Below are 24,026 nucleotides of genomic sequence, written 5' to 3' on the forward strand. Positions count from 1 at the left end.
TCAGTCACCCTCTCCGGTGTCGGGGCGTTGGGAGACCGGGTTGGCGGTCTTGTCGTTTACCGCCGCTGCCGTCTTCGCTGCCCGCCGCTTCTGCAGAAAGGGCCAGAGAACGGAGAGAACGCTCATGGCAATCAGCACCAGGCTGATGGGCCGGGTGAAGAACGTGGTCCACGGAAGGGCTGCATCCGCCGAGGTCAGGATGCCCTGAACCAGACCTGTCTCAGCGATGGAGCCGAGGACCAGGCCGAGGACGATCGAGGCTCCACCGATGCCGACCCGCTGGAGCAGGTACGCGGCAACTCCGAGCGCAAGCATGATGAAGACGTCAACCACCGAGCTTCGGATGGCGTACGCACCGATGATGGTGAGCACGGTGATTCCCGGAGCCAGGTAGCGGACGGGAAGGGCCATAACCCCGCGTTGCAGACCGCGGCCGGCAACCAGACCTACCGGCACCATCATGACGGCGGACACCGCGAGCGCGATGATGAAGGTGTAGACCAGCGGACCAGAGGTCGTAAAGAGCTCCGCACCGGGTCGCAGTCCATGCAGCAGAAGAACGCCCAAGATGATGGCATCGGGAGGAGTTCCCGGCACTCCCAGCGTCAGCGTGGGGATGAACCCGCCGCCCACCGTACCGTTGTTGGCGGATTCGGATGCGACGACGCCGTCGATCTCACCCTCGCCGAACGTCTCCGGGTGCTTGGAAGCGCGCTTGGCCTCGTTATAGGCGACGAGGTTCGCGACACTACCGCCCGCACCCGGGAGGATGCCGACGATCGTTCCGATGACGCCCGACCGGATCAGGTTGACCGGGCGGCTCAGAATTTCCTTCAGCATCCCGCCCAGCCGGTCTTTCTGCCGGGTCTCGTCCACCATCTGCGCGTCCCGCGTACGCAGGGCGATCAGACGGATGACCTCGGGGATGGTGAACAGGCCGATCAGTGCCGGCACCAGTGGAATGCCGCCCTGGAGCATGGGCTCACCAAAAGTGAACCGCACATCCCCTCCCACTGGGGCGATACCGACGGTGGCCAGCAGCAATCCGAGCAGACCACCGATCAGCCCCTTCAGCAGCGACCCGGAGGCGAGGCTGGCGATGATCGTCAGGCCGAAAATCGCGACCCAGAAGTACTCCTGAGGCCCGAAGCGCAGCGAGAACGACGCCAGCGGCGGTGCCAGGAAGATCAGTGCGATGACCCCGATGATTCCGCCGACGAAGGAGCCCATGGTGGCACCCACAATCGCAAATTCGCTGCGTCCCTTCCGCGTGAGCGGATAACCATCGAGGGCGGTGGCAATCGACGACGGCGTTCCCGGGGCATTTACCAGGATGGCCGTGAATGACCCGCCGTAGATCGCGCCCATATAGAAGGCACCCAGCAGGACCAGCCCGGAGGTCGGGTCCATGGCGAAGGTGAAGGGAACCAGCAGCGCAACGCCCATGGTGGCGCTCAGCCCCGGCATCGCCCCGAGGGCCATGCCGCTCAAGGTGCCGATCAGCACCAGGAGCAGCATGGACGGGGCAAGGTTGGCGAGCAGCCCCTGCCCGAGTACTTCGAACATTACGGAACCAGTTCGAGCCGGGTCAGCAGGTCTTCATACACGGCCTTGCGTTCTTCGGTGAGCTCAACAGCCTCATCGGGGCCGTAGTTCTCGAGGACGAAGGCCTGCTCCTCGAAGGCTTCCACGAGTTCCGGATCCTGATTTACCTCTTCGAAAGCGTCGGCCAATTTCTGGACGATGTCATCCGGAGTTTCCGACGGAACCGAAACACCGCGGTATGCGCCGTCGACCAGGTCATAGCCCTGTTCAGCGAAGGTGGGTACGTCCGGCAGTCCGGGCATGCGTTCCTCGGTGGCAACGGCGATGGCACGCACCTGGTCACCGAGCTGCGAGATCTGCGGAGTGTAGGACATCAGGGCGTCCACGTGCCCGCCGAGGAGGGCAGGAACAGCGGTGCCCGTCCCGGAGAACGGCGTGTAGGTGACATCGATGCCTGCCATGTCGTTCAGCATGAGCGTTCCGATGTGGTTCGCGGTGAAGTCACCGCTGCCTCCAACAGACATCGCCCCGGGATCCTCCTTCGCCGCCGCGATGAAGTCCTCCAGGTTCTGGATATCGCTGTCTGCCGGCACAAGGAGGGCGTTCGGAGTGCTCTGGAAGATGTAGACCTGCTTCAGGTCCTCGGTCTCGTACCCGGCGTCGTCCCGAAGCATCGGCTGCAGAATGATGTGCGGAAGATTGCTTCCCATGAACTTGTAGCCATCCGGCGCGGTACGGGTGAGTTCAGACCAGCCCAGCGCACCGCCACCTCCGGGCTTGTACGAGATGTTCACGGCCTGCCCGAGCACCTCAGCCAGCTTCTCCTGCTGCAGGCGAGCAGTGATGTCGGATTCTCCGCCAGCGTCGAACGGCAGGATGTATTCCACGCGTTTCTGTGGGAAATTCTCAGCCGCTCCTCCGCCGGCTTCACCTCCCCCGCAGCCTGTCGCGGCAAGTGCGACGGCGATCGTTCCGACAATTGATGCGAACATCCGGCGGCTTTTCATCTTTTACCTCCATTGGTAAGAGTTGGCGCTTCGTTGGTGGTGCGGGTTCCATTTGGCGGCACTAACCACTGCCACCCTGTAGTGACGCAGTGATGCGCGTCACTATTGCGGTCATACTGTTCAACCGCAGTGGAAAAATTACGGGAGGTAGCTGATTACGGCATCAGTTACATCCTCGGTAGTGGCGGATCCGCCCAGATCCCTGGGCAGGACGCCGGCGGCGGTCGTGGCGCGGATAGCTTCCGCAAGGCGTTCCGCCTCTGTCGTGAGGCCAAAGTGCTCGAGCATCAGGCTTGCGCTGGCAATCGCGCCGATCGGATTGGAGATTTCCTGCCCGGCGATGTCAGGAGCGGAGCCATGTACCGGCTCGAACATGCTGGGGAAACGCCGCTCAGGATTGTAATTGGCGCTGCTCGCAAGGCCGAGGCTGCCCGCGAGTGCGCTGCCCAGGTCCGAAAGGATGTCAGCGTTCAGATTTGATGCCACGACCACGGAGAGCTCTTCGGGCTTCAGGACGAATTTTGCTGCCATGGCGTCGACCAGGACGCTCTCGGTTTCAACATCGGGATAGTCCTTGGCAACGCGTTTGAAGACGTCGTCCCACAGCACCATGCCGTACTGCTGGGCGTTGCTTTTCGTCACGCTGGAAAGTTTTCTGCGGTCGCGTGAACGGGCGATATCGAAGGCAAACCGGATGATCCGCTCACAGCCGACTTCGGTGAACAGCGAAGATTGAACCGCAACCTCGCCGCCCTGGCCGCGGGCAGCGAGGTTGCGTCCCCCGAGTCCTGCGTACTCGCCTTCACTATTTTCGCGGACGACGATCCAGTCGAGTTCAGTGGTGTCCGCTTTGCGGAGCGGGCTGGTGACTCCGGGAAGGAAGTGGACGGGGCGAACGTTGGCCCACTGGTCGAAGCCCTGGCAGATCGCCAGTCGGAGCCCCCAGAGGCTGATGTGGTCCGGCACCGTCGGCCAACCAACGGCACCGAAGTAGATGGCATCGAAACCGCTCAGCTGTTCCAGTCCGTCGTCGGCCATCATGACGCCGTGTTCCGCGTAGTAGTCCGAGCCCCAGGGAAATTCGGTCCAGTCGAAGGAGACTGCTCCGCCGGAGTTCTTCGCAATGGCGTCGAGCACCTTCCGGCCCGCGGCCGTCACTTCCTGCCCGATGCCGTCTGCGGGTATGGCTGCGATGCGAAATGTCTGCTGGGTCATGCTGCGAGACTAGGGCAGGCCGTGACGGATGTCTCAGACTTGTATCCTCTTCGCCGAATAGGCTCAGGCTATAGGTGCTTGTCAGAGGTGTATTGATGAACCAGTTCGGCGAAGGCTCGGGCTGCAGGGGTGAGCGGCGCCTGGCTGCGGGAGGCCAGCATTACCTGCAACTTGTGGCTTGGCTCAAGATGCATGACCGCCGCGCCGTTTTTACGCGCGAAGTCCGCCCAGGCGGCTGCCAGCACTGCCACGCCGGCCCCCGCGAGCACGAGCGGCAGGACCGCCGCCCGGTGGGCCACTTCAACAGCGACGGTGGCATCGACGCCGCTGGCCAGGATCTCGTCCACGACCTGCCGCATGACGCTTCCCTTCTGCGAGGTGATGAACCTTTGCCCGGACAGCTCGGGATAGCGCACCACCGAGCCGTCCTCGAAGGGCTGGCCGGGGAGCCCGATGAGCACCATGGCCTGTTCCTCAACGGGCTCCAGGTGAATGCCGGCGGAGGGTGGGAAGCTGGAACTGCCGAAGAGCCCGAGCTCGCACTTCCCGCTTCCGATCAGGCGCATGACGTCGTCGCCGGTGTAGGCGGAATGGGCGCTGATCGTGATTCCGGGATGAAGTTGCCCAAACCGCACTGCGATGGATCTGAAGGGTTCAACCGATTGCGACGGCATAAGAGCCAGGTCTACGTGTCCGGTTTCCCTGCCCTTCAATGCCCCGACGGTGGAGCGGAAGGAATCGAGGTCACGAACTGTTCTCCGCGCCGGTTCTATGAGTGCCCGGCCTGACGCACTCACGACGACGCTGCGCCCCGTTCGATGGAAGAGCTGCACCCCCAGCTCCCGCTCAAGGGCAAGCACTGCCTGCGACAGCGACGGCTGGGCGACGTGTAGCGCCGCTGCCGCCCTGGCGAAACCACCGTGATCGACGACGCCGAGGAAGTACTTCAGGTGCCGGATGTCCATGGCTCAATCCTGCCCGACGGCCAGCGCTATCCGGACAGGTGGCTAGGAAGGCTGCTTCCCGGCGCCCGGCCGCGGATCTCGAGCAGTTCACGGGCGTGCTCTGCGAGTCGCTTGTCCTCATCCGAGACCGGGACCCAGGGCGGAACAGAGACGGCGGTACCCGTCTCATCGCGGGCCACCATCACCGTGAGGCAGTAGGTGGTCAGCTGCATGTCGCGTCCCGTGGGCTTACCGGAGCGCACATGTACCGCGATGTGCATGCCCTTGTTCCCTGTGTAGACCAGGCGCGCTTCCACCTCTACCAGGTCCCCGATCAACAGCGGCCGGTAGAACCTCACGCCACCCGAGAAGACGGCCACCGTGTCCTGGCCGCAGTAACGCGTGGCGCAGATATAGGCTGCTTCGTCGATCCAGTCCATAACTGTCCCGCCATGAACCTTGCCGCCCCAGTTCACGTCAGTCGGCGCCGCAAGGAAGCGGAGGGTGACGCGCTCGGCGGTTCCGGCGTCGGTGTATTCCTGCCTGCTCATGGCGGCGACGATTGAATCCCGTACTTCTATCCGGGCAACCGCTTGGTCCCTCAGGTCAATCTCCGCCGTCGTAACAGGGTTGAATTGCGGCACCGGCACGGGCTTGCCGTCCGGCCCCACGGCCACGAAGATCACGAGGCACTGGCTGCGCATCGTCGCTTCGGCGCCTTTGACATCCCCCGAAGAGACAACGGTCCGGATGTGCAGCGAGGACTTCCCGGTGTACACGATGGTCGCTTCGACTTCGACCATGTCTCCGACATTCACCGGGTCAGCGAAGTGGATGTTGCCCACGTACGCCGTCACACAGTAGCTCTTGGCCCAGCCGACGGCCGCGGCATAGGCCGCTTTATCCACCCATTCCAGCACCGTGCCGGCGTCCACGGAGCCGCTGTGCCCGAGATCCGTCGGCGCGGCCAGGAACCGCAGCGTCACTGAATGCGGATTGGGGCGGGCGGTCGTTTCGACGCGTCCTTGCGTCTCGTTTTCCATGGTTGTTCACGCTAGCCGAACCTGGAACTTTTGCGCATTTATGGCGGCTTCACGACGCCCGGACCCACCGTAGCTGCGCAGAATTTCCGGATGGGGAAGCGAGTGAAACTCCGACGCAATTCTCAGGTTACGGGTGTAGCGTGGCGCCCAAGACCGATCCCAGAACCACCACCAAAACGAGGAAGTTTACGATGACTCGTACAGGGCGAAAATCATGGCGTCAGTGGACACCGGCAGTTGTTGCCGCGGGGGCGGTCGGCGCCGCAGCGCTCGTGGCCCCCTTCAGCGCCAATGCGGCGGTTGACCTTCCTGACAAGACCGCCGCCGAAGTCCTCGCGCTGGTTCAGGAGAAAGACGTCGACGCGTTCTCCGGCACAGTGGAGCAAAGCTCGAACCTCGGCCTTCCGGACCTCTCCGCTCTCGGCGCGGCCGCCGGGGCCAACGCAGGCGGCGCCACAACAGGCGGCACCAATAACGACGACGACGGCGAACCCTCCCCGGCCAGCGCCGCCCTAGAACTCATCACCGGATCACACACCGCCCAGGTCTTCGTCAACGGCCCCGATCAGGCACGCCTTCAGGTGCTCGACCAGCTGGAGGAACGCAACATCGTCCGCAACGGCGATGAACTCTGGTACTACAACTCGGATGAGAACGAGGCGATCCACGCCACCCTTGAGGACCATGAAAAGCCCGACGGCGCCCCCTCCGCCCCGAACGACGTCGCCGCCCACTTCCTTGAGAAGATCGACCCGTCCACCGAGGTCACCGTCGGTTCGGACCGCATGGTCGCCGGGCGTGCCGTCTACGATCTCGTCCTGACTCCACGCTCCACCGAGACCCTCGTGGGTTCGGTCAGCATTGCGGTCGACGGCGAAACCGGCCTTCCCCTGGGCGTCACCGTGACTGCCGCCGGCAGCAGCGACCCGGCGTTCAGCTCCGCCTTCACCGAGATCAGCTACGAGGAACCGTCCGCGGATCTGTTCGACTTCACCCCGCCGGCGGGTGCGACCGTCACCGAGGTGGATCCTGGCGAGCATAAAGGCGAGCACCAGCGCGAGCAGGCTGACAAGGAAGCTGCAGCGGCAGAGAAGCCGACCGTGGTGGGCGAAGGTTGGGACACCGTCGTCGTTGTTCCGGCCGGGCAGCAGGAGATTCCGCCGGAACTGATGCAGCTGAGCACACCGGTCGACGGTGGTCAGCTCCTGTCCACAGCACTGGTGAACGTACTCATCACTGACGACGGCCGCATCCTTGCCGGATCGGTCACCGTTGAACGCCTGCAGGCAGTAGCTTCCGGGCAGTGAGCGGGGCCGCCGACCTCGTCATCGAGACAGCAGGCCTGACCAAGCGGTTGGGCGGCAGGGACGTGGTCAACGGCATCGATCTCGCGGTTCCGCGCGGGTCGGTGTTCGGGTTCCTCGGCCCTAATGGTTCGGGGAAGACCACCACCATCCGGATCCTGCTCGGCCTCGCCTCCGCCACCTCCGGCGACGTCCGGGTGCTCGGCGAATCCATTCCGCGAGCACTGCAGGAGGTGCTCCCCCGGGTCGGCGCACTCGTGGAGGGCCCGGGTTTCTACCCCTTCCTCTCCGGAACGGCGAACCTCCTCCGCCTCGACGCCGCTGACCGCTACGTCTCTCCCTCCACAAGTCGGCAACGCGTCGAGACCGCGCTGGAACGGGTGGGGCTGTCGCAGGCCGCCGGCAAGAAAGTCGGCCGCTACTCACTCGGCATGAAGCAGCGCCTCGGAATTGCCAACGCGCTGCTCACCCACCGCGACCTCATCGTCCTCGACGAGCCCACCAACGGCCTCGACCCGCAGGGCACCCGCGAAGTCCGGCACCTCGTGCGCTCCCTCACCGAGGAGGGCACCACCGTCTTCGTCTCGAGCCACCTGCTCACGGAGGTCGAGCAGATCTGCTCCCACGCAGCGGTGCTCAGCGCCGGCTCGCTCGTTGCGCAGGGCAGCCTCGATGAGCTGCGCCGCTCCGGCGAACCGCGCATCCGTGTGAACACCCCCGATGTGCCTCAGACCCACACTGTGCTCCGCCGGCTGGGCACAACACCCGACGACGACGGCGCCACCTCCGGCGCGCACAGCGTCACCGCGCTGCTTCCGGCGGGGCTGGCACCGGACCGGGTGGTGCGTGCGCTGGTCGAGGCGGACGTGAGGGTGAACGGGTTCAGTGTTGACCAGGCCGGACTCGAGGATCTGTTCGTGGCCCTCACCGGGGAGGGATTCGACGTTGTCCAGTAGTGCACCTGTCTCAACACCCCGCAAGACGGCCGGGGGAAGTTTCCTCACGTCTGAACTGTCCGTCCTTTTTCGTCGCCGCCGCACCTGGGCGCTGCTGGCTGCACTCGCTGCGATCCCCGTGCTGATCGCCGTGGCCGTCAGGCTGTCCTCCGGACCGTCAGCCGGACGCGGGCCCGCATTCCTCGACCAGGTGAGCCAGAACGGGCTCTTCGTCGCCGTCGTCGCGACCATCGTTGCGATTCCGCTGTTCCTGCCGCTGACCGTCGGGGTGGTCGCCGGTGACACCGTCGCGGGCGAGGCGAGCACGGGCACCCTGCGGTACCTGCTCATGTCTCCCGTGGCGCGGGGGCGACTCCTGGCAGTGAAGTATGCCGGCGCCGTCGTCTTCTGTCTGGCTGCGACCTTCACGGTAGCGATAGTCGGCACCCTCATGGGAGCGCTGCTGTTCCCGGTCGGGCCGGTGACCCTGCTCTCCGGCACCAGCATCGGTGTGCCGGAAGCGCTGCTGCGCATTGCCCTGGTGTGCTTCTACGTGACGCTGTCGCTGCTGGGGCTCTGCGCCGTCGGGCTCTTCATGTCCACGCTCACCGATGTTCCGGTGGGCGCGATGGCTGCGACCGTGGTGGCCTCAGTGGTCAGCCAGGTGGTGGGGCAGCTTCCACAGCTTGAGTGGATCCACCCGTGGCTGCTGACGCAGTATTGGCTGGGGTTCGCGGACCTGCTGAGGGATCCGATTGTGTGGGACTCGTTCGCCGCGAATGCCCTGCTTCAGGTTGGTTACGTGGTGGTATTCGGCGCCCTGGCCTATGGCCGGTTCAGCACCAAGGACGTGCTGGCCTGAGCGCCAGTGGGCATTATGGCCGCCCAGCCCGCCAAGCCTCTATCTCCGCGAGAAGCTCCCTGCGGCGTGTGTCCGTAATGAAGGCCGACCGCACTGAGTTTCCGGCAAGCTGCGCGAGTTGGTCGTCGTCGAACTCGAAGACCGACTGCAGCTGGGCGAAATTGTCATCCACGTATCCACCGAAGTAGGCCGGATCATCCGAGTTCACCGAGACGCTCAGCCCCCGTTCCAGCATGCGCGGCAGCGGATGATCGGCGAGGGTGTCCACGGCGCGCAGACGCACGTTGGACAGCGGGCAGACCGTCAGCGGTGTCTGCTCGGCCGCCAGCCGTACCACCAGTTCCTCGTCCTCCATGCACCGGATGCCGTGGTCGATCCGCGAAACCTTCAGCAGATCGAGCGCCTCCCGGATGTACTCCGGCGGTCCTTCCTCTCCCGCGTGGGCGATGCACTTCAGACCCGCCTCGTGCGCACGCTCATACAGGGCAATGAAGTCCCGCGGTGGGTAGCCCACCTCCGCTGAATCCAGCCCGATCCCGATGATGGGAGCGTTCATTGCCAGCAACTGCTCGAGCACTGCCAGCGCTTCCTCGGCGGGTTCATCACGAAGGAACGCAGCGATGAGTTCAGTGCTGATGCCGAACTCCTCCTCGCTGACCGTGAGCGCCGACGCGACACCGTTGACACAGGTGGCCAGCGAAATGCCACGGGAGAGATGCGCCTGCGGATCCATCATGATTTCCGCGTGCCGCACACCCGCTGCCGAGGCGCGGGCGAGGTACGCCCGCGTCATGTCCGCGAAGTCCTGTTCGGTCTGCAGGACGGCCATGTTCTCGTAGTACAGGTTCAGGAACGCCTGCAGATCCGCGAACCGGTACTGCCGGCGCAACTCCTCAACATCCGCATAGGGCAGCTCAATACCGTTGCGCCCGGCGAGCGCGAAGATCAACTCCGGCTCGAGCGTCCCTTCAATGTGCAGATGCAACTCGGCCGTGGGCAGCACAGTCATGACGGCTCTTTCCGGTGTGTAGAAGATACTCAAGCCGGCCGCGCCGGAGTACGGCTACGCTAGCGCGGCCGGCAGCAAAGGTGAAAGGATCGCCCTCATGACGGACAACGCCGCTGAAAGCAACCACGCGCACGACGACGATCCCCGCGAAGCGGTTCTGGAACCTGATCCACGCGCCGGAGACGCTGAAAACATCCGTGATGAGCAGGGAACGCACGCGGCCGGCGCTGTTCCTGCGGCCTTCGTTGGCGGCGACCAGCCCGGAGACAAACCGGAAGAAGCCGCCGACAACTCAGGACACTGGGATGAGATGGGCCGGGAGAATCCGGCCCGGGAGCCCGGCAACGAGGAGAGCTAGAGACAAAGAGCGCTAGACCAGCGCGCCGTCCAGGATGGTCACTTCAACGTCCTTCGAGCGGTGGTCGTAACGGAAGGTGACTACACCGCCGTCGTGCTGGAGTTCGTGGTTGGCACCGTTGCTGATGCCGAACGCACCGTAGTTCTCTTCCCAGGAGCGGTCAATGACGACCTTGTACTCGTAGGTGCCGGCGGGCAGCTGTGCGGTGAGTTCCCAGCGCTGCGACACAGGGCTGTAGGCCATCTGCACCTGGTCAGCTGCCGGTGCCCAGTCCTCAGCGCCCAGGCGGTGACCGAAGTTGCCGGCCAGCGCGACGGCGCCGGGTGCGGCTGCGTAGCGCGCACCATCCTCGGTGATGGTCCATCCGGTGCGGCCCTTCAGGATGAAGCCTTCCTTGACCAGCGCGGCTGTCGCTGTGGACAGGCGCTTCACGCCGCGTGCGACGCCGCCGCTGAGGACTTCGCTTTCCCACTCGCTGAGCGGCACCCGCTTCACGGCTGATGTCAGGACGTCTGCGCCTTTGACGGCTAGTGCGGGCTGTTCGGCCAGGATCTGGACGATGGCCTTCAGGCGGGCTGCTGTGTTGTCTTGGGCACTCATGTGTGGACCTCTCAAGTTGCTGTACTTCCGAGAAGATTTTGACAGCGGTTTACTCCCGGCCCGGGGAGCCTGGCGACCGGCGGCATGTCGTGTCGAAATGTGACCCGGAGCGTGGCGACAAATTCCGCTGGATGAAAAGAAAGTTTCACCAAACCTATGGTCTAAGTCACAACTGCCTGCTAGCGTCATACAACGAAGCCAACGGCGGGCTCCAATCGGAGCTATCTACCAGGTGGACCTGCAAATCCCCATACCCCGCAGCAGTCTGGTCGCAGAACACCGCTGAATCGTTGGCGCCCGTGGACTCGAGTGATTGCTGCCCCACGTTCGGGAGAATCACCGTGACTACCACCACCAAAGAAGAGCAGTTCCTCTCCAGGGCAATTTCCCTGGCAACTGATAACGTCCACAACTCCGGCGGCCCGTTCGGTGCGCTCATCGTGACGCTCGACGGCCGGGCCTTCGAAGGAACCAACCGGGTTACCGCCACCAACGATCCAACGGCGCACGCGGAAGTGATGGCTATCCGCAACGCCTGTGCCGCGCTTGAGACCTTCGACCTATCCGGCAGCACCCTCTACACAAGCTGCGAGCCGTGCCCGCTCTGCCTTTCGGCTGCGCTGTGGGCCAGGGTGGACGCCGTCGTCTTCGCTGCCGACCGGAACGACGCCGCTCAGGCCGGGTTCGACGACGCCGTGTTCTACGACTTCTTCGCCACCCCTGTGGAGGACCGGATCATGCCGGTGCGCCACTACGAACTCACGCCCTCGGCGGAAGTAACCGCCCTGGCACCCTTCGAAGCGTGGAGCAACCTCGTTGCCCGCGTGGATTACTAAGGAGCACGTCATGGCAATCCTCACCGAGACCGGCGGTCACCCGGAACCCAGAGGTTCCCGCTCAGTCCGCCAGCCCGTTCAACCCGGGACGCTCAGCCCGCTCGACAAGTTCTTCAAGATCACCGAACGTGGTTCGACGAACAGCCGCGAGGTCCGCGGCGGCTTCGTCACCTTCTTCACCATGGCGTACATCGTCATCCTGAATCCGCTGATCCTCGGCGGCTTCAGTCCCGACGCCGCTGCACTCGATGTGGAAGGCGGTTGGCTCCAGGCCACACAGATCGCCGCCGTCACCGGGTTGACCGCCGGCGTCATGACCATCCTCTTCGGAGTGGTCGCAAATCTTCCCTTCGGCATCGCCGCCGGCCTGGGGATCAACTCGTTCCTCGCCGTCTCCGTGGTCGGGGATGTCACCTGGCCCGAAGCCATGGGTCTCGTGGTCATCAACGGCCTGCTGATCGTGCTGCTCGCGGTCACCGGAGCCCGAACGGCCGTCTTCAACGCCGTACCGCGGCAACTCAAGGCCGCCATCACCGTGGGCATCGGCCTGTTCATCGCCTTCATCGGCTTCGTGGACTCCGGCTTCGTCACCCGCACTGCCGGTGGCCCTCCGGTCCAAATGGGCGACGGCGGCTCCATCACCACAGTGCCGACGCTCGTCTTCATCATCGGCCTCATCACCATGGGGATCCTGATCGCCCGGAAGGTCCAGGGCGGGCTCCTCATCGGCATTATCGTCACGACGGTCATCGCGATCATTGTCGAGATGTCGATGCGTCTGGGCGCCGGCGGGCCGGACAACCCTTCCGGGTGGCACCTCAACGCGCCGGTCATCCCCTCGAACATCGTCTCGCTGCCGGACTTCAGCCTGGTGGGAGCATTCGATCTCTTCGGGGCGTTCGACCGCATCGGTATTCTCGCTGCAACCATGCTGGTGTTCACGCTCGTCTTCACCAACTTCTTCGACGCGATGGGCACCATGACCGGCCTGGCCAAGCAAGCTGGCCTGACGGACAAGCGCGGCAACTTCCCGCGCCTGAAGTCCGCTCTGGTGATCGAGGGTGTGGGTGCGGTTGCCGGCGGTGGAACGTCTGCATCGTCAAACACCGTCTTTATCGACTCTGCTGCCGGCATCGGCGAGGGTGCACGCACCGGACTCGCGTCAGTGGTGACGGGCGCGCTCTTCCTGGCCGCGATGTTCTTCACGCCGTTGACGGCGGTGGTGCCGCTGGAGGTGGCAGCGGCAGCTCTCGTCGTCGTCGGTGCCATGATGGTGGCGCAGATCCGCGAGATCGACTTCCGGAACTTCTCCATCGCACTGCCGGCGTTCCTCACCATCGTGACCATGCCTCTGACCTACTCGATCGCCAACGGCATCGGCGCCGGCTTCATCAGCTGGGTCATCATCCGCGCGTCGTCGGGTAAAGCCCGCAAGATCCACCCGCTCCTCTGGGTGGTCGCAGCGGGGTTCCTCGTCTACTTCGCCCGTGGCCCGATCACGATCTGGATGGGCGGGTAAACCTTCTCCCTCGCCTGAATCGGTCTAGGCTGACCCCGTGGAGCTGACCTTCGAGGGCGAGATCTGGTACTGGAGGGGTCCGGCGCCGTATCACTTCGTGACGGTGCCGGACCTTCAGTGCGTTGAGGTCCGGGCGGTGTCGAAGATCGTCAGCTATGGCTGGGGAATGATCCCGGCGTCTGTGACGATCGGCGGCACCACCTGGACCACGTCGCTGTTTCCCAAGAACGGCGGCTACATTGTGCCGATCAAGGACTTTGTCCGGAAGGACGAGGGGATTGACGACGGCGACACGGTGACGGTTGGGCTGTCGATCGATGCCTGAGCCGCTTGAGACCGAGTGCGAGGAGTGGGCTGAGCGCACGGCTGCCCGGAGAGCCATGCTGGACAGCGCGTGATTGAGCGCGTGCGCCGGGACTGGCATGCCGTGCCGAACAGAAAATCCATGACACGTTATAAGCGGCTGTGGGATCCCATGTCCTGTGGGTGTCCTATTGTGGACGGGACCAGTGAGGGGGCCATTCCGCATGGCATGTAACGGCTGCGCGCCATCATCGAAACTCGACTTTGACTTCAGCATGGCCTTCCAACCTATCTATGACGCGGTTGACGATCGCGTGTGGGGATATGAGGCGCTCGTCAGGGGCGTATCGGGCGAAGGTGCCTTCGAGGTCCTGTCCAGGGTTTCCGCAGAGCAGAAGTACCGCTTCGACCAGGACTGCCGGGTCAAGGCAATCGAACTGGCATCGCGGCTGTTTCCTGCTGGCGAAGATCTGAAGCTGTCCATCAACTTCATGCCGAATGCAGTCTACGAACCCGCCGCATGCCTCCGGGCGACCCTGCTGGCAGCAGAGCGATACAGCTTCCCGACGTCGTCGATCATGTTCGAGTTCACGGAGAACGAGGAGGTGACGGACACCGCTCACCTCACCAACATCATCACCGAATACCGCAAGCACGGATTCACCACGGCCATCGACGACTTCGGTGCCGGCCACGCCGGGTTGGGGCTACTGGTCGAGTTCCAGCCTGACCTCATCAAGATAGACATGAAGCTCGTCCGGGGAATCGACAGCAGTCTGTCCCGCCAAGCCGTGGTGACCGGCATTCTGGCAATGGCTCGGGCGCTCGGCATGACGGTGCTTGCAGAAGGTGTCGAGACGGAGGCGGAGTACAGGCACCTGGCCGCCGGCGGCATCCGCTTGTTCCAGGGCTACTGGTTTGCGAAGCCGGCGTTCGAACAGCTTCCGCAGGTGAACGGGGTCCGCTCCTGAACACCTTCTACTGTGAGTCCCGCGCAGACAGTCGCCGCAACAGATCCGCCGCCACACTTACCGCTATGACAGCCGGCGCTTTCCCCGTCACGTCCGGCAGTCCGATCGGGCACTGAATCCGCCCGATCTCCTGCTCGGCATACCCCTCCGCCGCCAGCTTCTGCCGGAACCGCGACCACTTAGCCTTCGAACCGATCAACCCAACGCTCCCGAGGTCCCCACGCCGCATCGCGGCATCGCACAGCAGGAAATCCTCGGAGTGGTCGTGGCTCATGATGAACACGTGCGCACCGGCGGGCAGCTCACCCAGGAACGAGTCCGGCACCGGCGTATGCACCGGGTGCACGGCCGCCACGCCGGAAGTCACATCAGCCAGCCGCTCGGGCAGCAACTGCTCGGCCCGGCTGTCCACCAGGTACAGGTTCATGGGCAGCCGCGAAAGTACCCTCCCAAGCTCGTACCCCACATGCCCGACGCCGAACACCGCCACAGTGGGTAGCGACAGGAACGGCTCAAGCAACACCCGAACCTTCCCGCCGCAGCATTGCCGACCGTGCTGCGTCACGGCATGCTCGCTGAGTGAGAACTCGACGTTCTCGGCAGCTGAAACCCCGCCCGCCATCATCTCCCGCGCCCGGTCAATCACGGTCGCTTCAAGGTTCCCGCCGCCGATGGTCCCCCAACTCGACGACGCCCCGACGAGCATCTTTGCCCCGGCCTCCCGGGGAGAATGCCCGCGCACCTCTGACACGGTCGCCAGCACACCTGGCTGCCCCGAGGATCTCAGCTGCTGCAAAGCCTCCAGCCAGTCCATGTCACTGCGCTGAACTCGTGGACGTGACAAGGTCACCCGAGGAGGAAGAGGACGACGACGGCGCCGACACCCGCTCGATCGCCCAGAACACCGCTTCCGGAGTCGCCGGGCTGGCAAGGTCCACCTCGACATCCCCCGGCCCGAAAGCGGCGACCGCCTCCCGAAGCGCCTCCCGGACGCTGAAGGCCAGCATCAGCGGAGGCTCACCCACGGCCTTCGAACCATAGACCACTCCACTCTCGGTGGCCCGCTCAAACAGGTGCACATTGAACTCCTCCGGCATCTCGGAGAAACTCGGCAGCTTGTAGGTGCTGGCGGACTGCGTGGTGATCCGACCGCGGTTGGCGCCGTCGGATGCATCCCAGCGCAGGTCTTCGAGCGTCAGCCAGCCCGCACCCTGAACATAACCGCCCTCAATCTGCCCAACGTCGATCATCGGCGAGAGGCTGTCACCGACGTCGTGCACTATGTCCGTGCGCAGCTGCCGGTAGGCGCCCGTGAAGCGGTCCACTTCCACCTCGGCGAGCGCCGCGCCGTAGCTGAAGTATTTGAACGGTTCGCCCTGCATGCGGGCGCTGTCCCAGTGCAGGCCTTCGGTGCGGTAGTACCCGGCCGCCCAGAGGGACACGCGCTGGAAGTACGCGTCGCGCGCCAACTCCGCGAAGGTCAACGAAGAGTCGTGGAAGCCGATCCCGGTGACCAAACCGCCATCGAACCGAACGTCATCCGGGTGGATGTTCAGCTTCCGTGCGGCAACTTCCGCCAGCCGTGAACTGATCTGCTCGCACGCGTTCTTGATCGCACCGCCGTTGAGGTCCGCACCGGAACTCGCCGCCGTCGCCGAGGTGTTGGGCACCTTGTCCGTCCGCGTCGGCGCGAGCCGCACGGAAGACAGCGGCACGCCCAGTGCCGTTGCCGCAACCTGCCGCATCTTGGTGTGCAGGCCCTGGCCCATCTCCGTGCCGCCGTGATTGATCAGCACCGACCCGTCCTTATACACATGCACCAGCGCACCGGCCTGGTTGAACGCGGTGAGGTTGAAGGAGATACCAAACTTCACCGGAGTCATGCCGAGCGCCCGCTTGGTATTCGGATGCGACGCGTTGAAGGTCGCGATCTCCTCACAACGCCGTGCAACATCCGCCCTTTCCGAAAGCGACTGCCAGATCGCCTGAAGGCGTTCGGCGTGCCGTACCGGCTGCCCGTACGGCGTGCTCTGCCCCGGCTCGTAAAAATTACGACGACGAAGCTCACTCGGATCCAGCCCCAACAATGGCGCGCACCGGCCAAGCAAATCCTCGATCACCAGCATCCCCTGCGGACCCCCGAAGCCGCGAAACGCTGTCTGCGACGTCTTATTGGTCTTCGCGATCCGGCCATTCACCTCGATGTTGGGGATGTAGTACGCGTTGTCGATGTGGCACAGCGCGCGCTGCAGCACCGGCTCAGAAAGGTCAAGGCTCCAACCGCCGTCGCTCGTGAGGGTGGCTTTCAGCGCCTGGAGGCGGCCGTCGTCGTCGAACCCTACCTCCCAGCGTGCGTGGAACGGGTGCCGCTTTCCGGACATGGTGATGTCCTGGGTGCGGTTCAGCCGCAGCCGGACGGGCCGACCGGTAAGGGTGGCACCGAGCGCTGCAATGGCCGCCCAACCGTGCGGCTGCATCTCCTTGCCGCCGAACCCGCCGCCCATCCGGAGGCACTGCACGGTGACATCGTGGCTGGAAAGGTCCAGCACGTGGGCCACGATTTCCTGCGTCTCGGACGGGTGCTGAGTGCTGCACTGAATGAACACCTGCCCGGCCTCGTCGATGTAGGCGAACGATGCGTGGGTTTCCAAATAGAAGTGCTCCTGCCCGCTGAACTGGAACTCGCCGCTGAACCGGTGCGCTGCATTCTCGAGCGCCTTGTCCGGCTCACCACGAGCAACCGTCGGACGGTTCCCCTGGAAGCTCTCGGCCGCGATGGCCTCCTCAACGGTGATCAGCGACGGCAGCGGCTCGTAGTCGACCTCCACCGCCTCCGCGCCGAGGCGCGCAGCTTCCAGCGACTCCCCCAGCACCCAGCACACCGCGTGTCCGTAGAACATCACTTCACTGGGGAAGAGCGGCTCGTCGTGCTTGATCCCGGCATCGTTCACGCCGGGAACGTCCGACGCCGTCAGTACCCTGACCACGCCGGGAACCTCCAGCGCGGGCTGGGTGCGCAGGTCGACGATACGGGCATGCGCGTGCGTTGACTGGACCGGCCAGGCATGCAGGACATTGGAGTTGCGGACGATCAGGTCATCCGTATAAAGAGCCGTACCGGTGACATGGGCTGCGGCACTTTCGTGGGATACAGGAACACCCACCACGCAGTTGACGGGTCGATCCGACAGTGACTTCACTTGGACACCTCCAGTTCCGGAGCGTTCTCGGCATGGAATCTCAGCAGCGCCTGCCTCAGCATTGCCGAGCGGTAGAGCGAGCTGGCCCGCATGTCATCGATCGGGGTGCCTTCACCCGCCATGACGACGGCGGCGGCCGCCACCGTGTCGGACGTCCAGGGTTGCCCGACCAGCGCCTCTTCGGTTGCCAGCGCGCGGATGGGAGTCGCTGCCACACCGCCCAGCCCAATACGTGCAGAACGTACGGCGCCGTCACTGAGCTGCAGCGCGATGGCCACGGACACACTTGAGATGTCATCGAAGCGCCGCTTGGCGATTTTGTAGAACGCGGTGCTTTCGGCGAGCGGCAACGGGATGCGGATGGCGCGCAGCATCTCGTGAGGCTTGCGGACGCTCTGGCGGTAGCCGGTGTAGTACTCGGACAACGGGACCTCGCGCTCCCCGTCTGTGGAGGAGAGGATGACCCGTGCGTCAAGCGCCAGGAATACCGGCGCGGAGTCACCGATGGGCGATCCTGTGGAGAGGTTGCCACCGAACGTCGCGGCATTGCGAATTAGACGCGAGGCGAACTGCGGAAAAAGGTGACTCAGCAGCGGGATCCGGCCGTCGAGCGCCCGCTCAACTTCGGAGAGTGTCAGTGCAGCACCGATCTCGATGGAATCGGCGTCGAACGTCAGCCCCCGGAGCTCCTCAAGCCGGTCGATGGCGAGGACCAGCGGCGGGCGGGAATGCCGCAGGTTGACCTCAACGCCGAGGTCGGTGGCGCCGGCAACCAGCTTCACGTCCGAATTGACACGCAAGGTCTGGTGGACCTCGTCGAGCGACTGGGGACGGATGAACTCCGACTCACCGCTGACGCGGGTGTGTTGCGGCGCGGGGGCGGGCCGGTTCTGGCGCTCGAGCAGCGGATCGGAGTCCGGGGGTGTTTCCAGTGCGTACGCTGCGTCGCGGATCGGGCGGTAGCCCGTGCAGCGGCACAGGTTGCCGCTGAGTGAATGCAGGTCGAACCCGTTGGGACCGCACTCGTGGTCGGTAGCGTGCTCTTCACCGACGACAGCGGTTCCGGTTTCCTTGTCTTCCTGCGCGGGCGAGCGCTCGGGCCGGTAGTATTCGGCAGCCATCGAGCAGACAAATCCGGGGGTGCAGTAGCCGCACTGCGAGCCGCCGCGGTCTGCCATCTCGCGCTGTACCGGGTGAAGGTCCTCCGGCGTACACGCGTCGGAGACGTTTCCGAGCCCCTCGGCGGTGATGATTTCCTGGCCGTCAAAGGCAAGTGCCGGTGGGAGGCATGCATTGACCGAGGTCCATCGGCTGCGATCGGTCCCATCGGGGCGGGCTACGAGGACCGCGCAGGCGCCGCATTCCCCTTCAGCGCAACCTTCCTTCGACCCTGTGAGCCCTTCGTCCCGCAACCAGTCGAGTAATCGAGTGTGGGGATTTGTTCCGCTGCAGTCCCGGACTTTGCCGTTGACGGTTACCTTGATTCCGTCCATCATTCACGCTCCCGTACGAACCGGACCGACGCGCCAACCGAACTGTCTGAAGCGTGTCAAACTGTTCGTTACGTAGTTTCGGTGTGACCTAGCGTACACCCTATACGCGGAACTTAGTTTCCACGATGCGATAGATAATTGAACTATCACCACAGGCGCTCTGAACCTCCAGCGGTATACTCAAAGTATGACTACCACCATCAAAGTGAGCGACGATCTACGGGATCGCTTGAAGGCGCAAGCTGCTTCCAGAGGGCTTACACTGGGCGCGCACCTGGCTCGTCTTGCTGAGGCGGAAGACCGCAGACTTCGGTTGACGAACCTCAGGGAGGCAGTGGCGGCGACATCGAGCGCTGGAGGTGCAGGCTACGACGACGAGGCTGACCTGTGGGAGCGTGCTGAACTGGCTGACGCAGAGAAGTGACTGAACTCGACCTGGAGCCAGGCATGATCGTGTGGGCGTCGCTCGAATCAGTGCGCGGCCGTGAGCAAGGCGGACACCGGCCTGCTCTGATCATCGCCTCAGCCGGCTACCTGGATGCAGTCACGACACTGGTCATCGCGCTTCCCATCACAACGATGCATCGAGGGTGGCCGAACCATATACCTGTAGAGGGGCCCAGTGGTCTCGACCGTCCTTCATGGATCATGACGGAGCAACCCCGCACCCTGTCTCGCGATCGATTGACCCGGATAGCTGGACGCGTATCAGCAGATTGTCTGAGCACCACGCGCGTATGGCTCGGGGATTTCCTCGACCTCCGCTCCTGATCTAGGTTCCCGCCTTCGATAGGACCGCCGCCATTGCCGCCCTGACGCCGGTTGAAAGGGTCGGCTCCATAGCGGGCGAGAAGAACGGCGAGTGGTTCATCGGCACCTGGTCGGCGTCGAGAGTCTCCTGCGTATGCCCACCGAAGAACCAGAAAACCGACGGAACACCGATTGCCGCTCCCAGCAGCCCGAAGTCCTCCGATCCCATCAGCGGCTCAACCTCGATTACGTTGCCGTCACCCAGCGCCTTGCCGAGCGCCTCCACGACATCAGCCGTAGCCTCCGGATCGTTGTAGTTTTTTGGAAACGTGTACAGCTCCTCGATTACCGGATCCGGCGCGTCCGAGGCCTCCGCCTCTGCGCGGATGATCCGGCGCAGTGAGTTCAGCACCTTTTCACGGACCGCGTCGTCGAAAGTCCGCACATTGAGCGTGAATTCGGCGCTGGAGGGGATGATGTTTTCCTTGAGACCGCCGTGGAACGTGCCCACCGTGACCACCGCAGCACGCCGCGGGTCAATCTCGCGCGAGACGATGGTCTGGATCCGAGTAATGATGTGAGCGCCCAACACAATCGGGTCTATGGAATCCTGCGGTTGGGACCCATGGGACTGGCGGCCCAGCAGCGTCACCTTCCAGGAGTCTGCCTGGGTCATGGTGTGCCCGGTGGCGTACTGGATGGTTCCTGCAAGGCCCGGCATCACATGCTGTCCGTAGATCACCTCAGGTCTCGGCGCCCTGTCCCAGAGGCCGTCCTCCACCATGGCCTTTGCCCCGGCCGCTGTTTCCTCACCGGGCTGGAAAATCAGCACAATGGTTCCGGCCCAGCGCTCCAGCGACCCGGCGAGGAGCTTCGCCGCCGTCAGTAGCGTGGCCGCGTGAATGTCGTGGCCGCAGCCGTGCATGACCGGCACCTCCGTGCCGTCGTCGAGCACTCCGGTGGCCGTGCTGGCATAGGGCAACCCAGTGTCTTCCCTGATGGGCAGTCCGTCGATGTCGGCGCGGAAGGCCACCACCGGGCCGTCACCGTTCCGCAGGATACCGACGACGCCGGTGCCGCCGCAGCGGAACGCCTCGATCCCTGCCTTCTCGAGTTCGGCCTGGATCAGCGCGGACGTTCTGTGCTCCTGCATGGACAGTTCAGGATGGGCATGCAGGTGGCGGTAAAGATCGTGCATTTCGGCGCGCTGGCTCTCGCTGAGCAGCTCGGCAGGCAGTGTGGCGCTCATTTCCATAATCTCTCTTTCAGGCATCTCAAGGCTCAACTGTCAGGCTTCGGACCGTGCTTCTTTGCGGGCAAACCACGCAAACAGGATGGTCGCAATAACGGACACGGCAGTGGGAACCATCGCCAGGCCCGGCACTAGCGGCAGCAGGACAAACTGCACCACCAGGACCACAGCGAAAGCGATCAGCGTAGGCCGCAGCTGCCTTGTCGAAATGATCGCCTGAACGATGACAGCGCCCATGACGGCCGGCAGCACGTAGATACGGGCGACGTCGGTGACGCCCGCCGGTACAACGTTGATCAGCCAGGTGCCCAGGATTCCAACGAAGATCAGCAGCGACAGGAGATGGATGGCCGCCGCTCCGCAGATGGCCATGATGGCAGCAAAGTTGCCGCGATCGGTCCCGGGTTTGGCGCCGATGCTGGTCTGGGCAACGAGCACGGAGGGCAGGAGCTTGTTCGAGATGTTGCCGATCATGAACGCCTGGTACATGGCTGCAGGACCGAGGATCGGGAAGTAGGTGATCGGCTCCACCAGCCAGATGACAAAGAAGGTGCCCAGGACGGCGGCGACGGCGGTCCACAGCTGTGTGGAGGTGATGCCGAGATTGGCGAACAGGACCAAGTAGAGCGGTCCTGCGACGGAAATGATGAGTCCGGCGATCATGGTCAGCCGGCCCCAGCGGGAGGTGGTGCGGTCGAATTCCGCGAGGTCCGCCGTCGCCTGGGCCGGGCTCAGGGTGGTGGTCATGGGATTGTTCCTTCCGGAAAGTTGGGCGGTCATGCGACTGGGCCGAGGCCGGCGGTGTGGGCGGCGTAGGCGACGAAGAGGGCTGCGACAATCGCGAAGCCCAGGCCCCATTCGCGCAGCCAGACCCGGTTCAGCCGCTTCGCGAGGAACAGGCACAGCCATGACGGCTCCGGCTGTGAGGAGGGTCAGGAGATGCGCGCTGCTTTTGGGGATTTCTCCGATCCCGATCGAGATGAAGGCAGCGAGCAACGCGGCCGCGGGCACCACGGTCATGATCAGTGGGTTGACTTTGGCAAGTTTGTGCTCGCCGCGCTTCAGCAGCGGAGTAGCGATCAGCGTGGTGAGCATCCACATCGCCCCGCCGATGCTCATCGCGAAGAACGCGACGGCGAAAACCTGCTGCGTGTAGGTGGCGCCGCCCAGCGTGGCATCCATGGTCGATGCCGCGATGTTCGCAGCGCCGGTTTCGTAAGCTGCCGATCCGATCAACCCGATGCGCACCAGGACCGCCGGCGTGCCGAACAGTGCCAGCAAGGCAATGGCCACCAGTACGACGGCGAGTGACGGGCCGATCGCTGCGACGGCACCTGAACGGAATGATGTCTTCAGTTCTGCGGTGCTGATCCCGGCTGCGGGAGCCGCCTTTCGTGCGGCGCGAATATAGATGACGGACTGGAGGATGATGACGGCGAAGACGCCGAGTGCACACGCCCACAGCACGGGCATGTTGGCGATGGAAAGAATGTTCGTCGAGCTGCCGTTCTCCACGATCTGGGTGGGTGCCATGGGAAGCCTTCCGGTCTGTGCAGGCGAGGGATGGATCAGTTGCTATTCATTGTGAAGTGACCTGCACCACACCGCCTCAAATCCCTGATAATTTACAAAAAGAGCTAGCAGTCGCTCGAAATCGATCACGGAGGAAGCTATGGAGCTCGATGAGGAGGACCTGCGGCTTGTCAACGCGCTGCAGATCGGGCCACGCCTGCCGTGGACGGTGATCGCCGAAGCACTGGACAGGCACCCGACCTCGCTCGCCGCACGCTGGGATCGCCTATCAGCGGCGGGGGCGGCTTGGATCACTGCACATCCGGTCGGCAACCCCGACCAGATGTCACTGTCCTTCCACGACGTGCAGTGCGACCCTGCCCGGCGCGAGGACGCCCTGAGCGCCATCTCCAAAATTCCCGACGTCTTCACGATCGAGGAGTGTTACCGCAACCGCGACATGATGCTGACGGTCATCGCACCGACCCCGACCTGGCTGGTTGAGTCGGTCTATCCACAGCTCGACCAGATACCTGGACTAATCCGGTACGAGACGTCTTTTTGCACGAAGCTGCACCAGGGCGCATATGGCTGGCGGCTCGACACCCTGACTTCCGGCCAGCGGACGGCACTGCAGCAGGCGGCCGGAAGCCGCCCGCCATACCGAGGTGCGCTCCCGCCCAAGTACCGTCCGATCATCCAGCAGTTGAGCCGCAACGGCCGCGCGACGGCTGCCGAGATCGCCGAGGCGGTGGGTCTCCACCCCGCAACTGCACGACGGCAGCTCCAGAAGATCCTCGATGCAGGCGTCTTGTCCTTCCGTTGCGAGGTAGCCAACGGGCTGGTTGGCTACCCGATCATCTGCCAATGGATGGCTCGATTGCCTGCAAGCCGGCACGACGACGCCGCTGCACACCTTGAGTCTCTGGGCTCCCTCCGCCTGTGCGCCTCAACAACCGGTGCGACAAACTTCCTCTTCATGATGTGGTTGCGGACGGCGGCGGACATCATGGCCGTAGAACGGGCCGTGGCAGAGCACATCCCAGACCTGGAACTGGTGGAAAGCGTGGTGATCGCCAACGTCCGCAAGCGCGTTGGCTGGCTGCTCAACCGGGACGGCACCGCAACCGGCGAACTCACTGTGCCGGGCGAGGCCTGGTAGACCACCAAGTTGCGTGAAGGCTCAAGTAACCGATAGCATGTGAATCGCGTCACCTACCAGTGACGCACGCTTTCGATCCGTGGCGGGAGAGTCCTGCCGGTACATTCAGCGGGCGCCGTAGGAGCAAATCCTCCCCAGGAATCTCTCAGGCCCATGTACCGCCGCGGCGAGGCAACTCTGGAAAGCAGTCCGGGAAATCGGGCTCA

23 protein-coding genes, 1 pseudogene and 1 riboswitch are annotated in these 24,026 nt (G+C 64.1%); of the genes and pseudogenes, 11 read left to right on the plus strand and 13 right to left on the minus strand.

What is annotated here, in order from left to right:
• From JOD47_RS06715 to JOD47_RS06735, 5 genes are all read right to left on the minus strand, one after another.
• Window positions 1–1,566, minus strand: a complete 1,566-nt coding sequence (locus JOD47_RS06715) for a tripartite tricarboxylate transporter permease (protein ID WP_204533110.1) — start codon at window positions 1,564–1,566, stop codon at window positions 1–3.
• A complete protein-coding gene (locus JOD47_RS06720; protein ID WP_204533112.1) occupies window positions 1,566–2,552 on the minus strand; it encodes a tripartite tricarboxylate transporter substrate binding protein in 987 nt (328 codons plus the stop codon). The genes JOD47_RS06715 and JOD47_RS06720 overlap by 1 nt, the downstream gene beginning before the upstream one ends.
• Before the next feature lie 138 nt (window positions 2,553–2,690).
• On the minus strand, window positions 2,691–3,767 hold the full coding sequence (locus JOD47_RS06725; protein ID WP_204533114.1) for a tartrate dehydrogenase: 1,077 nt from the start codon (window positions 3,765–3,767) through the stop codon (window positions 2,691–2,693).
• 68 nt (window positions 3,768–3,835) lie between these two features.
• Window positions 3,836–4,732: a LysR family transcriptional regulator gene (locus JOD47_RS06730; RefSeq protein ID WP_204533115.1), complete on the minus strand. Its 897-nt coding sequence runs from the start codon at window positions 4,730–4,732 to the stop codon at window positions 3,836–3,838.
• Window positions 4,733–4,758: 26 nt separating this feature from the next.
• Entirely contained in the window at window positions 4,759–5,754 is a 996-nt protein-coding gene (locus tag JOD47_RS06735) for an acyl-CoA thioesterase (protein WP_204533116.1), read from the minus strand.
• A 191-nt stretch (window positions 5,755–5,945) separates the two neighbouring features.
• Here JOD47_RS06735 and JOD47_RS06740 point away from each other — a divergent pair, with 191 nt between their 5' ends.
• From JOD47_RS06740 to JOD47_RS06750, 3 genes are read left to right on the plus strand one after another with little or no spacing between them, the layout of a single operon-like run.
• On the plus strand, window positions 5,946–7,061 hold the full coding sequence (locus JOD47_RS06740; protein ID WP_204533117.1) for a LolA family protein: 1,116 nt from the start codon (window positions 5,946–5,948) through the stop codon (window positions 7,059–7,061).
• Window positions 7,058–8,014, plus strand: coding sequence for an ABC transporter ATP-binding protein (locus tag JOD47_RS06745; protein ID WP_204533118.1), 957 nt, complete (start codon window positions 7,058–7,060; stop codon window positions 8,012–8,014). The genes JOD47_RS06740 and JOD47_RS06745 overlap by 4 nt, the downstream gene beginning before the upstream one ends.
• Window positions 8,004–8,855 (plus strand): ABC transporter permease, encoded by an 852-nt coding sequence (locus tag JOD47_RS06750; protein ID WP_204533119.1) that lies wholly within the window; start codon window positions 8,004–8,006, stop codon window positions 8,853–8,855. Before JOD47_RS06745 ends, JOD47_RS06750 begins: the two co-directional genes overlap by 11 nt.
• 13 nt (window positions 8,856–8,868) lie before the next feature.
• Here the strand turns inward: JOD47_RS06750 and JOD47_RS06755 are convergent, their stop codons facing one another.
• Window positions 8,869–9,864, minus strand: coding sequence for an adenosine deaminase (locus tag JOD47_RS06755; RefSeq protein WP_204533120.1), 996 nt, complete (start codon window positions 9,862–9,864; stop codon window positions 8,869–8,871).
• Between the two features lie 97 nt (window positions 9,865–9,961).
• Between JOD47_RS06755 and JOD47_RS06760 the strand changes: the two genes are divergently transcribed.
• Window positions 9,962–10,222: a hypothetical protein gene (locus JOD47_RS06760; protein ID WP_204533122.1), complete on the plus strand. Its 261-nt coding sequence runs from the start codon at window positions 9,962–9,964 to the stop codon at window positions 10,220–10,222.
• 12 nt (window positions 10,223–10,234) lie between these two features.
• On the opposite strand, the gene JOD47_RS06765 is transcribed toward JOD47_RS06760, so the two are convergent.
• Window positions 10,235–10,822 (minus strand): pullulanase X25 domain-containing protein, encoded by a 588-nt coding sequence (locus JOD47_RS06765; RefSeq protein ID WP_204533124.1) that lies wholly within the window; start codon window positions 10,820–10,822, stop codon window positions 10,235–10,237.
• 341 nt (window positions 10,823–11,163) lie between these two features.
• Here JOD47_RS06765 and JOD47_RS06770 point away from each other — a divergent pair, with 341 nt between their 5' ends.
• The 4 genes from JOD47_RS06770 (at window position 11,164) to JOD47_RS06785 (ending at window position 14,451) form a co-directional block, all read left to right on the plus strand.
• Complete coding sequence (locus JOD47_RS06770) at window positions 11,164–11,658, plus strand: nucleoside deaminase (RefSeq protein WP_204533126.1); 495 nt, start codon at window positions 11,164–11,166, stop codon at window positions 11,656–11,658.
• 10 nt (window positions 11,659–11,668) lie between these two features.
• The gene (locus tag JOD47_RS06775; RefSeq protein WP_204533128.1) at window positions 11,669–13,177 is read left to right on the plus strand and encodes an NCS2 family permease; all 1,509 of its coding nucleotides are present in this window, start codon (window positions 11,669–11,671) and stop codon (window positions 13,175–13,177) included.
• A 37-nt stretch (window positions 13,178–13,214) separates the two neighbouring features.
• Window positions 13,215–13,502, plus strand: a complete 288-nt coding sequence (locus JOD47_RS06780) for a DUF1905 domain-containing protein (RefSeq protein WP_204533129.1) — start codon at window positions 13,215–13,217, stop codon at window positions 13,500–13,502.
• A 253-nt stretch (window positions 13,503–13,755) separates the two neighbouring features.
• On the plus strand, window positions 13,756–14,451 hold the full coding sequence (locus JOD47_RS06785) for an EAL domain-containing protein (protein ID WP_239548034.1): 696 nt from the start codon (window positions 13,756–13,758) through the stop codon (window positions 14,449–14,451).
• 7 nt (window positions 14,452–14,458) lie between these two features.
• On the opposite strand, the gene xdhC is transcribed toward JOD47_RS06785, so the two are convergent.
• The 3 genes from xdhC to JOD47_RS06800 are packed head-to-tail and all read right to left on the minus strand — an operon-like array spanning window position 14,459 to window position 19,144.
• A complete protein-coding gene (gene xdhC, locus JOD47_RS06790) occupies window positions 14,459–15,265 on the minus strand; it encodes a xanthine dehydrogenase accessory protein XdhC (RefSeq protein ID WP_204533131.1) in 807 nt (268 codons plus the stop codon).
• A 1-nt stretch (window position 15,266) separates the two neighbouring features.
• Window positions 15,267–17,651 (minus strand): xanthine dehydrogenase molybdopterin binding subunit, encoded by a 2,385-nt coding sequence (xdhB, locus tag JOD47_RS06795; protein WP_204533132.1) that lies wholly within the window; start codon window positions 17,649–17,651, stop codon window positions 15,267–15,269.
• A complete protein-coding gene (locus tag JOD47_RS06800) occupies window positions 17,648–19,144 on the minus strand; it encodes a xanthine dehydrogenase small subunit (protein ID WP_204536500.1) in 1,497 nt (498 codons plus the stop codon). The genes xdhB and JOD47_RS06800 overlap by 4 nt, the downstream gene beginning before the upstream one ends.
• A gap of 187 nt (window positions 19,145–19,331) precedes the next feature.
• Here JOD47_RS06800 and JOD47_RS06805 point away from each other — a divergent pair, with 187 nt between their 5' ends.
• Both JOD47_RS06805 and JOD47_RS17865 read left to right on the plus strand, forming a co-directional pair.
• The gene (locus tag JOD47_RS06805) at window positions 19,332–19,568 is read left to right on the plus strand and encodes a hypothetical protein (RefSeq protein WP_204533133.1); all 237 of its coding nucleotides are present in this window, start codon (window positions 19,332–19,334) and stop codon (window positions 19,566–19,568) included.
• Window positions 19,569–19,591: 23 nt separating this feature from the next.
• On the plus strand, window positions 19,592–19,915 hold the full coding sequence (locus tag JOD47_RS17865) for a type II toxin-antitoxin system PemK/MazF family toxin (RefSeq protein ID WP_372432842.1): 324 nt from the start codon (window positions 19,592–19,594) through the stop codon (window positions 19,913–19,915).
• A 1-nt stretch (window position 19,916) separates the two neighbouring features.
• Here JOD47_RS17865 and JOD47_RS06815 read toward each other — a convergent pair whose 3' ends face one another.
• The 3 genes and pseudogenes from JOD47_RS06815 to JOD47_RS06825 form a co-directional block, all read right to left on the minus strand.
• A complete protein-coding gene (locus JOD47_RS06815) occupies window positions 19,917–21,143 on the minus strand; it encodes an amidohydrolase (RefSeq protein ID WP_204533136.1) in 1,227 nt (408 codons plus the stop codon).
• 39 nt (window positions 21,144–21,182) lie between these two features.
• The gene (locus JOD47_RS06820) at window positions 21,183–21,893 is read right to left on the minus strand and encodes a hypothetical protein (protein WP_204533138.1); all 711 of its coding nucleotides are present in this window, start codon (window positions 21,891–21,893) and stop codon (window positions 21,183–21,185) included.
• 29 nt (window positions 21,894–21,922) lie between these two features.
• Window positions 21,923–22,679, minus strand: a pseudogene (locus tag JOD47_RS06825) (DUF5058 family protein).
• A 139-nt stretch (window positions 22,680–22,818) separates the two neighbouring features.
• On the opposite strand from JOD47_RS06825, the gene JOD47_RS06830 reads away from it, so the two are divergent.
• Window positions 22,819–23,820, plus strand: a complete 1,002-nt coding sequence (locus tag JOD47_RS06830; RefSeq protein ID WP_204533139.1) for an Lrp/AsnC family transcriptional regulator — start codon at window positions 22,819–22,821, stop codon at window positions 23,818–23,820.
• Window positions 23,821–23,893: 73 nt separating this feature from the next.
• Window positions 23,894–23,991: riboswitch (glycine riboswitch) on the plus strand.
• The last annotated feature ends 35 nt before the right edge of the window (window positions 23,992–24,026 follow it).

The organism is Arthrobacter tumbae, from assembly GCF_016907495.1.
Lineage (GTDB): Bacteria > Actinomycetota > Actinomycetes > Actinomycetales > Micrococcaceae > Arthrobacter_D > Arthrobacter_D tumbae.